The 9,697-nt window shown below is 36.1% G+C and carries 7 protein-coding genes; 1 reads left to right on the forward strand and 6 read right to left on the reverse strand.

What is annotated here, in order from left to right; translation table 11 throughout:
* Positions 1–429 (reverse strand): CopD family protein (locus E1171_RS14715; protein ID WP_155206800.1); only part of this gene is annotated, 429 nt, incomplete at its 3' end.
* A gap of 346 nt (positions 430–775) precedes the next feature.
* Here E1171_RS14715 and E1171_RS14720 point away from each other — a divergent pair.
* Entirely contained in the window at positions 776–1,456 is a 681-nt protein-coding gene (locus E1171_RS14720; protein WP_155206802.1) for a Crp/Fnr family transcriptional regulator, read from the forward strand.
* A gap of 351 nt (positions 1,457–1,807) precedes the next feature.
* On the opposite strand, the gene E1171_RS14725 is transcribed toward E1171_RS14720, so the two are convergent.
* The 5 genes from E1171_RS14725 to E1171_RS14745 all read right to left on the reverse strand — a co-directional run bounded on the left by E1171_RS14725 (position 1,808) and on the right by E1171_RS14745 (position 9,414).
* Positions 1,808–3,274, reverse strand: a complete 1,467-nt coding sequence (locus tag E1171_RS14725) for a cellulose synthase family protein (RefSeq protein ID WP_155206803.1) — start codon at positions 3,272–3,274, stop codon at positions 1,808–1,810.
* Positions 3,275–3,379: 105 nt separating this feature from the next.
* The gene (locus tag E1171_RS14730) at positions 3,380–4,069 is read right to left on the reverse strand and encodes a glycosyltransferase family 2 protein (RefSeq protein WP_155206805.1); all 690 of its coding nucleotides are present in this window, start codon (positions 4,067–4,069) and stop codon (positions 3,380–3,382) included.
* Between the two features lie 318 nt (positions 4,070–4,387).
* Positions 4,388–5,806 (reverse strand): histidine kinase, encoded by a 1,419-nt coding sequence (locus E1171_RS14735; RefSeq protein ID WP_155206807.1) that lies wholly within the window; start codon positions 5,804–5,806, stop codon positions 4,388–4,390.
* Positions 5,807–6,499: 693 nt separating this feature from the next.
* Positions 6,500–8,047: a 4Fe-4S binding protein gene (locus E1171_RS14740; protein WP_155206808.1), complete on the reverse strand. Its 1,548-nt coding sequence runs from the start codon at positions 8,045–8,047 to the stop codon at positions 6,500–6,502.
* A 35-nt stretch (positions 8,048–8,082) separates the two neighbouring features.
* Positions 8,083–9,414 (reverse strand): NAD(P)/FAD-dependent oxidoreductase, encoded by a 1,332-nt coding sequence (locus tag E1171_RS14745; protein ID WP_155206809.1) that lies wholly within the window; start codon positions 9,412–9,414, stop codon positions 8,083–8,085.
* Between the last annotated feature and the right edge of the window lie 283 nt (positions 9,415–9,697).

Here is a 9,697-nt window from a genome sequence, read left to right on the forward strand (position 1 = left end):
TACAACAACTAAAAACACAATGCTGACTAGTAAAAGGGAAGATACTTCATTCCAAATTCTTAGTTGTTGGGAGGTGAACTTGATTTTATCACGCTGAAGTTGTTTGAATATTTTATGACAATATAAATGGTAAAAATAGAGAACCGCAACGAAACCAAGTTTAATCCAAAGCCATGTGGGGAGATTAGGTAAATAAATGTGCAATACACTTAGACCAAAAATTAAGGTGAGGATGGCAGAAGGCCAGGTGATTCCAAACCATAAACGGCGTGACATTAATTTAAATTGAGGAATAAGGACCTTTTGAGTTGCCTCGTCTTTTTGGTAAGCTTCTGTCTGATAAATAAAAAGTCGGACAATATAAAAAAGTCCGGCAAACCAGGTCACAACAAAAATGATATGTAGTGCTTTTAAATATAAAAATGACATGGATTTAAGCTGTTTTTTTGCAAAAGTAATTAACGGTAAATTAAATCTGTAGCCGATAGGAATTTTTTACGTATAAGTCATTGCATAGGATGGTTGAATTAGCTAAAAAAGAAGAATTTTCAACAAAAAGCCTTTGGTTTTCGTATAAATCGCCTTAAAAGAAGGATTTATACCATTTTTTAAGATGTTGTAATTTTCTCCCCCTAAGACACTAATGGAAGAAATAAAATAGGAAATGGGTGAGGGCTTTAATCCTTAAATTCTGGTCCTTTTATTGGAGATGTTTTTTAATTTAGCCTTATAAGAGTTTAAAAAAAGAGGTTATCTTAGTTAAGAAATAGAGAAGATGAGTGAAGAAAGTAATATATGGTTTTTTGAAAATGTAGATTTGTTTCATTTGCTGTGTCCGAGTAAAGTGGAAGATATGGGGGAAAAGCATAATGAACATGTCTACCAAAAGAATCAATATATTTATTTTTCTGATGAGCCTTCAGACTATATTTATATGATTGCCAAGGGAAGGGTGAAAATTGGCAGTTATTCTGAAGATGGGAAAGAAATGATTAAGGCCATTCTTTCTGAAGGGGAAGTATTTGGTGAGTTGGCACTTACTGGAGAACCTATAAGAAGAGATTTTGCCATGGCCATGGAGAAAGATACTCGTATTTGTCCGATGAAAATTTCTCAAATGCAGGAGTTGATGGCCAATAATAAACCACTTAGCCTGAAGATTTTTAAAATGATTGGTTTTAGAATTCGAAAATTGGAAAGAAGGTTGGAATCACTTGTTTTTAAGGATGCCAGAAGCCGTGTAATTGAATTTATTAGAGATATGGCAGAGGAGAGAGGCAAAAAAGTGGGAGTAGAAACTCTTGTGAAATATAACTTGACTCATCAAGATATTGCCAACCTGACAGGAACTTCCAGGCAGACTGTTACAACTATCTTGAACGAGTTGAAAGAAAAGAACATTATTAATTTTGATCGAAAACGTATTCTAATTAGAGATTTGGATAAGTTGGCTTAAGAGTATGTTTAAAATTTTCTTTTTGCTATAAAGGGCTTTTGAAAAGCGGAACTATATCTAGGGACTCTATTATTTTACAAACCTCGAAAGAACGTTGTTTCGAGGTTTTTTTCCGTATTTTCCAGCTGCGAGCACAAAAAGCCTCTCGTTCACTCCTTCTCAAAACACCATTTTCGTATAAAAACAAAAAATTTAAAAAAGCTCTAAGGGAGTTAAAAAAAGTATGAGTGTAAAATTATGATTGTCCTACCTTCGTCATTTTAAACTCTAGCTTAAATTTTATTATTCTTGGGATGATAACATTGGCCCATTAATTAGGAGAACCAAATTATTTTTCATTTCTAAGTAGATTTACCCCCGTTTTAATTGAAAAGCCGATCGCAGAGAATGATAAAATATACTACCAAAGCCTGTTGATAACATCGCATGAAAAATGATTAGCCCCCAATCGTTGAGATAAATGCCGGCCATAACCCCAAATAAAAAGTATAGGCAAAGCAATCCCTCCAACAGAGTAAGGGGATGTAAACCACCTTTTAGGTAAATGTTTTCTTTCCAACTATCTTTTTTGTTTTGGATATTGAATTTTGGGGTCCTTATAAAGGGTGTTTTTCGCCCCAGCAATCCCTCTAAAACGGCTACCGCATTATGAAGAGACAGCCCCATACTGATGATTAAAAAGGGAGGTAAAGTTTTAATATAGTATTGAAAGCTTTTTTCTGGATAAATTCTTTTGGTTGAGATCCAGTAAAAGTAAGCAATGGAAAAGAAACCAATCAGAAAGATTCCTCCAAGGTGGAATAGTAAATTTAATTCAGGATGAGCAGCCTTTATAAATAATACTGGAATACTGAAAAGAGCAGCAAACAATAGACTAACAAACACAGAACTATTCAGTAGGTGAAATGTAGCATGTACTTTATTAAAAAATCCAATTTTGGATCGTATTACCTTTCCTAGGTTCTTTTTGGCCGTTTCAGCAGCCCCTTTGTTCCAACGATATTGCTGCGATTTGATGGCAGGCATTAAAACAGGCAGCTCGGCAGGGGTTACCACTTCTTCTAGGTATTCGAATTCCCAGCCTTTTAATTGAGCTCGGTAACTTAAATCCAGATCCTCGGTTAGTGTATCAGCGGACCACTCCCCCGCATCTATTATGCAAGATTTTCTCCAAACCCCCGCAGTACCATTAAAATTAATGAAACTTCCAGCGGCCTTTCTTCCTCCTTGTTCCACTGAAAAATGGGCGTCTAATCCAAAAGCCTGGAGTTTGGTCAAAAGAGAATAATCTTTATTGAGGTGACCCCAGCGGGTTTGCACTACTCCTGTTTTTTCATTTTGGAAGTAAGGCAAGGTCTTGCGCAAGAAGTCTTTTGGAGGAACAAAATCAGCATCAAATATGGCAATAAACTCACCTTTAGCTTTCTCCATCCCGTATTGTAAGGCTCCTGCTTTAAAGTCTTTTCTTTTTGGCCTTCTAATATGAGAAATTGCTAATCCTTGTGCTTTTAATTCGACTACCTTTTGAGCGATAATATGTACTGTTTCATCTGTGGAATCATCTAAAACCTGGATCTCCAGCCGGTCTTGGGGATAATCAAACTCAGCAACAGCCTGAATTAATCTTTCAATGACGTATAACTCGTTGTAAACGGGTAATTGGACAGTAACTGCTGGCAAAAATCCTTTACTCTCCGGTTGATCTTTTTTATGCTTTAATCTCCTTAAGTAATGACTGCTTAGGTGCAGTTGTCCTAAGCTGAATAAAAAAATCAGTAACAAAAAAAAAGAATAGATAAGAATGATAAAATAAGCCATATTTTGGAATTTATTCAGCCTTGATCAAGTAGCTAAAAAATATTCTGGATGATGAAAAAATAAAAAAATAATGTATGACTAATTCTTTCATACGTCAAATGAAGATCAAAGGTATTTAAAAATGGTCCAAATAATTTTATACCCTGCCATAATGGTTCCCTTTACAGTACCTGATATTTTGGAAACTCCAACTCTTCTTCGGTAGGTTACTGGTATTTCAGCACATTTAAGGTGATACTTAGCCGCCTTCAATTGCATTTCTACAGTCCATCCGAAATCTTTATCTTTCATTTCTATTTCAAGAAGTTTCTCATATTTAATGGCCCGAAATGGTCCCAGGTCGGTAAAATGGGTTCGATAGAGCAACCTTACCAATCGAGCAGCTAACCAATTTCCAAAGATTTGTTGGGGTGTCATAGCCCCTTTTTCTCTGGCCCCCAATGCTCTGGATCCTATAACCAGATCCACTCCGTCTTTTACAATGGGATTAATTAACTGAGGCAATTCTTCCGGATGATCGGAATAATCCGCATCTATAAAAACAACAATGTTAGGTTTTAATTGTTGAGCCTTGATATAATTGATTCCCTTTAAGCAGGCAGAGCCATATCCTTTTCGGTTTTCATGAATAACTGTGGCGCCATGGTTTTTTGCTGCTAAAGCCGTTTTATCAGTAGATGCATTATTTACAACAACTATTTCTTGAACCAGGTCTTTGGGAAGGTCGTCCAATACCTTTCCAATAGAATTTTCCTCGTTAAAGGCCGGAATGATTACTTTTATTACAGGTCGCATCTAATCAATAGCAAAAAATAAAGGTATAAACGAATTAAAAATGTCTGAATTCAATGTCCTATCTTTTTCGAGGTCCCATCCTTTTCGAGGTTTGAAAGACCTAATATCAGACAGTTATTCCCAATACCTACAAATGAATTCCCAATTAAATCTTTTAAGAGATTAATTATTGCCGCAAATGTAAAAAGGAAAAATGACTTGTGGTGTCGGTTTATCGACAATTAGAAGGGCGTGTAAGAATTAGGTAAGTTGAAGAGTAAGATACTTACTTTTTATTTGATAATAACAGCAAAAAAATTAAACAGACCCATATTCAAATTATGCTTTGTTGGGAAGGGATATAATTAATACTGATTCATTTTCTGAACTTTTAATTATTCGGATTTGTCCTTTCATTTTCTCCAGTACGGAGGTTATACCATATAATTCCATACTGTAACTTAAATTATTACGACTTTTTTGCCCCTTAAAAAGTTTGTTAAGATCTTCAACCATAGTCGAATTGAGTTGAGAGCTTTTGTTGTTGAGAAAAATATTTACTTTTGTTTTCTCCAAAGAAGCAAAAAACCGCAGAAAAGTATGCTGAGTATTGTGGGTCCGGATAAAGTCCAGAGCGGCCTGAAACAACTCCTTTAGAAGGAACTCTAATAAAAAAGGATCGTTGCTAATGCGAAGTTCTTTATCAAGGTCAATTTTTAATTGAATATCGTGCTTTTTATATTGTTTTCTATATTCGTTAAAAGCTTTTTCGGAAATTGCCAAGAGGCTGGTCATTTGCCTATTCAGGATACGCTTATTAATTTCAAAAATGGTAAAGATTTTTTGAATGACACGATCAAGTTTAATGACCGTTTGGTCTGCCATTCGAAAATAATCTTTGCCTACTGGATCTTTCACATCCATTTCGGCAAGATTGCATAACCCTTTTAAGGTAGCTATTGGTCCCATTAGGTCATGAGAAGATCGATAGAGTAAAGAATTTATTTGATGAGAAATTTTTCTTAATTGTAGGGTCCGCTCTCTGTATTTGTTATTTAAAATTTGATTGATCACTTTAAGATCAATATTTTCTTTTTGGAGATTTTTGATTTTAGGTTTTATTGTAGTAACCTGTTCTTTGGATGAATCCTGAAATTGATTTAATATAGTTTCCTTTGGTTTCGTCTCAACTAAGTATAAGGAATTTAAATTCTTTGATTTTTGTATGGTCCTATTCTGGACCATGTAAAATAAAAATATAGCCATGGATGCAGCCATGAGCATTCCTACTAGTGGGCTCCCCCAATTAAAACTAAGGTTTGTTGCCAAATAATTTGAAAATGGATAAAAGCTTTTACCGGCTTCTAAATAGGCAATACGTTTCCCTACACTGTTGTAGATTGGAACAACCGTTGTTAGTAAGTTTTTGGATTGGGTTTGGTCAGGAGTATTAAAAAAGGAAAAATCCTTTTCTGAAATAGAGGCCAGTAAGGCTGAAATATTATGATCTTCATTTAGGAAGGTTTCATTTTTTGGGTTTAGTACATAAAAAATATCCTTGCCATTTTTCTTGTGAACCAAGGTCCTCATTGGATACTCCAACTCAAATTGTAGGCTAAGGGTAGACAGCAAGGCTTCGGCTTCACGAAAGTAAGAATGAGGGGGAGCTTCTGCGGAATGCTCAATAGTATTTACCGTAACTTTTTCATGTAAATCCCCATCAATTTGGGAAGCAGCCAATATGGCTATGGCTTGCAATTGAAGTTGGGTCTTTGATTTTAAATTATGTTTAAAATTGTGAAAATCTACTGATATATGGTATAAGCAAAGAAGTAAGAAACTTCCCAAAAATGTTAAAAGGAGGCGGAAATTATTGCGTTTGAAGAATATTTTTGTAGAGTTTGTCATTAAGATAAAAAGAAATTGGGTGGGGCTATTTCAATAAGGTTCAGGAAAAGGAAATTAAGAACCTAAATAGGGCTTAAAAAAAGCACTTTGAAAAGAATGTTTTTCTGGAAGTGAAATAAATAAACTCTCAATTGATTTGAAAAGAGGCCTAAAATGTGGCTGAATCTAAATTTTCTTTCTTATGTTGTGTTTCTTGCTATAATTAATTTAAAAAGAAATTTCGTAAATATTTATTCATGTATGAAAAATATTTTTTATCCCAATTCTTTTCAATTTGAAGGTTAAAGAAGATCAGCTTTGGCAAAAGGAAAAACTAAATGATATGGGAAATAGGTTAAAGAGGGTGCTAAAATAAGTTGTCTTTTTAGAGGTTTCAATAGGTTAACTTATTTAGCCCTCTATACTCTTTATAATTTGTTTACTTCCGGGGGTTTGTATAAGCACAACAAAAGCACAGTTTTTTATTAATTGTGCTTTTGATGTGCCCTTCTTGAAAGGGTCTTTTTGGAGGAATAAGGAATTGTTTTTGGCTTGGTTGCAATCTTAGTTTTCCACTTTTATACTGTCATTTCCAATGAGAATAGGTTTTCCAAACCGCCCTTCTTCATCTTTTACCTCCAGGTTGAGCACACCCCGAGGGCAAACTGAAGAGCATACTCCACAACCTACACATGAGGAGCGTATAATATTTTGTCCTCTTTGAGCGTACCAGCGCACATCAATTCCCATTTCACAGTATGTTGAACAATTACCGCAGGATATGCATTGGCCGCCATTGGTGGTAATCCTAAACCTAGACTTAAATCGCTGTACCAGACCTAAATAGGCGGCTAACGGGCATCCGAATCGACACCATACTCTATTTCCCATAAATGGATAAAAACCAGTTCCTACAACTCCCGCAAAAATTGACCCGATTAGGAATCCATAGGCAGCCCGAATGTTGTAGGTATTTATTCCTAGTATGGTACCACTGTTTGTGAAATAGCTATATAGGACGCCTCCTGTCATCACAATTGCAAAAACCAGGACGCCATGAACTATTATACGTTCAGCTTTCCAGGCTTTTAGGCTTTTGTCTGACAATTGGCGAAAAGGGTCTCCCAATGTTTCGGCAAGTCCACCACAGCCACAAACCCATGAACAATACCATCGTTTACCAAAGAAATAAACAAATACAGGGACACCAATGATAATTAAGGCAATACCCCAACCCATCATCCAAATTCCTATCGTTCCGGCGGAAATGAATTCGTTGATACGGTAATCGAAAAAGAAAGAGTAGTCTAATGGCCAGATATTTTTCAAATCCATATATGGATAACGTAAACGGACAAGAATCTCAGGAATTAGGAAAGCAAAAGCCGTTTGAAAAAACATTACTGATGCTGTTCGGACAATTTGGTACTTGCTGTGTCGGTATTTGATGAACATCCGAATGCCCATCACTAGAATGGATAGGGTGTACAAAAATCCATATAAGAACCACTGAGATGCAGGATTTCCACTTATGGCTTTACTTAGTGGGTCGACCAAAATCACCCAATTAACAATATAGGCGGGGAACCAATACAAGACAATGTAAAATCCAATCAAGAAGGTCCCAATCAATATACCTAGCCATCCTCTGGAAGTCAAGACGTGATGATAAATGCCATTGTGTTTAATCCCTGGAGGCCCTTCTTGTATGCCTGGTAAAATATATAACAATGCGCCGATTACCCCTAGAACAAAGGTCATGATGAAAAACCAACTAGTATGATCCACAAGTGTACCGGTGCTGGAATTTTTAATAAGGTCAAAGGAGTAATCAGTGTAAATTACCTTATCCCATTCCTGATTTGCCCTGTAGGTTTCATTGAGGGCATCAATTTCTTGGTTCAATTGATGGAGAAAAGTGAATTTGGAAGAGTAGGTTTTGTTTAACATATGGCTCACTTGTGGGGCGATGGCCTCAAAATGAGCGGGGTTAGTTATAGTTTGATGAAGAGTATCACTTGTTAAACGATAATTATTGATGCCCAGACTTGCTAAAAGTAAGCCAAATGCGATGATAAAAAGCCCCAATCCGGATAATCTTATGGTCTTCATTTTTGAAATTTTTTAGTTAGGCGGCTGAATACAGATTAATTGAAGAATTGGGCAAAAAATCCCTTCTTCTTAATTGGAACAGCTTTTTCTGGGTAATTTTTGTTAAAAGTTTCTGCAATGGTCTTTTCATAACGGTCGAAAAACTCAGGATCAAAATTGGCTTCTGATAAGTTTTCCATCACAAAGCCAATTTTTCTTTTTTCTTTTATCCATCGTTCACAGACTTCATGACGATATCGTATTCCCATCAGGTTAAAGCCCATAATTTCATCGTTATTTTTGTTGAAAACTAGGCGAACAGATTTTTTACCATCCTCATGTTCCCAATAGAAATGTTCTTCATTTTCCTTTGGTAGATTACTTACCTCTCCATAAACCTGATATTCAATGTCCATGAATTTAGCCGAATTGAACCAGGGACCTGGACGGTAAGCTATGGGATTTTTGCATATAGTATGGGCAACATTTTCTCCATGCATGCGGCCGGTATACCAGACCTGTTCTACAGGTTTCCGGCCGGCAGGGGGTGACGTAAACTGTGCACAATCTCCAATGGCATAAACATCCGCTACATTGGTTTGGAAATATTCATTTACTAAAACTCCCCTGTCCGTACTTATCCCACTTCCCTTTAGGAATTCTATGTTGGGTTTTACACCAGCGGTAAGCCCTACCAATTGACAGGGGATTTCCTGGCCTTTATCGGTAATAACTGCCTTTACTCTTCCGTTTTCGTCGGCTAATATTTCCTTTAATAGGGTTTCATTTAATAGCCCTACATGATGCTCTTGAAGGTGCCGGTCTATCATTTGAGCCTCTTTCTGGGGTAAAATATTGTCCCAAAAATGTGTCTCCCGGATCAAGAATGTGACTTCAATGGCCCTGGAACGTAGCATCTCAGCCAATTCGATACCTATCAAGCCTCCACCAATGATTACAGCGTGACCGGTATCTGCACTATATTTTTCAATTTTTTCAAGATCTTGTAAACTGTACATGCCTGTAACTCCATTAAGATCCTGGCCAGGCCAACCAAATTTATTAAAGGTAGAACCACAGGCAATAATCAGAATATCATAATCCAGAGATTTGCCACTATTTAATGCTAATCGTTTATTTTTAGTGTCGACTTGATTCACATAGTCCAAAACTAGATTGATACGGTTTTTCTCCCAAAACCAATCTTCATAAGGTTTGGTGTGTTCATACTTCATATGTCCCATGTAAATATACATGAGGGCCGTTCGGGAAAAAAAGTGCTCCGACTCGGCAGAAATAACTGTAATTTCATGTTCGGAGGTTTTTCGAATGTTTCTGGCTGCAGTAATTCCCGAAATGCCATTTCCTATGATTACTATTCTACTCATTTTAAAAATGATCCTGTTTTAAATTATAAATCTAACAGTTTGTCACTACAGTTAGTGTCACTTATAGGACGTTTTTGGGTAATCAGTGCTTCTGAACCTAAAAAAATGGCAAAATCCCTTTCAACTCACTTGTACGAAAATGATGTTTAAACTGTTATAAGACACCAATTTTTTGGCCTTATTAGGCTATTGGTAGTTTAACAATTTTTTAAGCAGTATGCATGGTAGGCTGAAAATGACTTTAAAGTTAATTTTTTGTTATGAATTTCATTTTCTTGATAAG

This window comes from Xanthovirga aplysinae (genome assembly GCF_009711365.1).
GTDB classification, from domain to species: Bacteria; Bacteroidota; Bacteroidia; order Cytophagales; family Cyclobacteriaceae; genus Xanthovirga; species Xanthovirga aplysinae.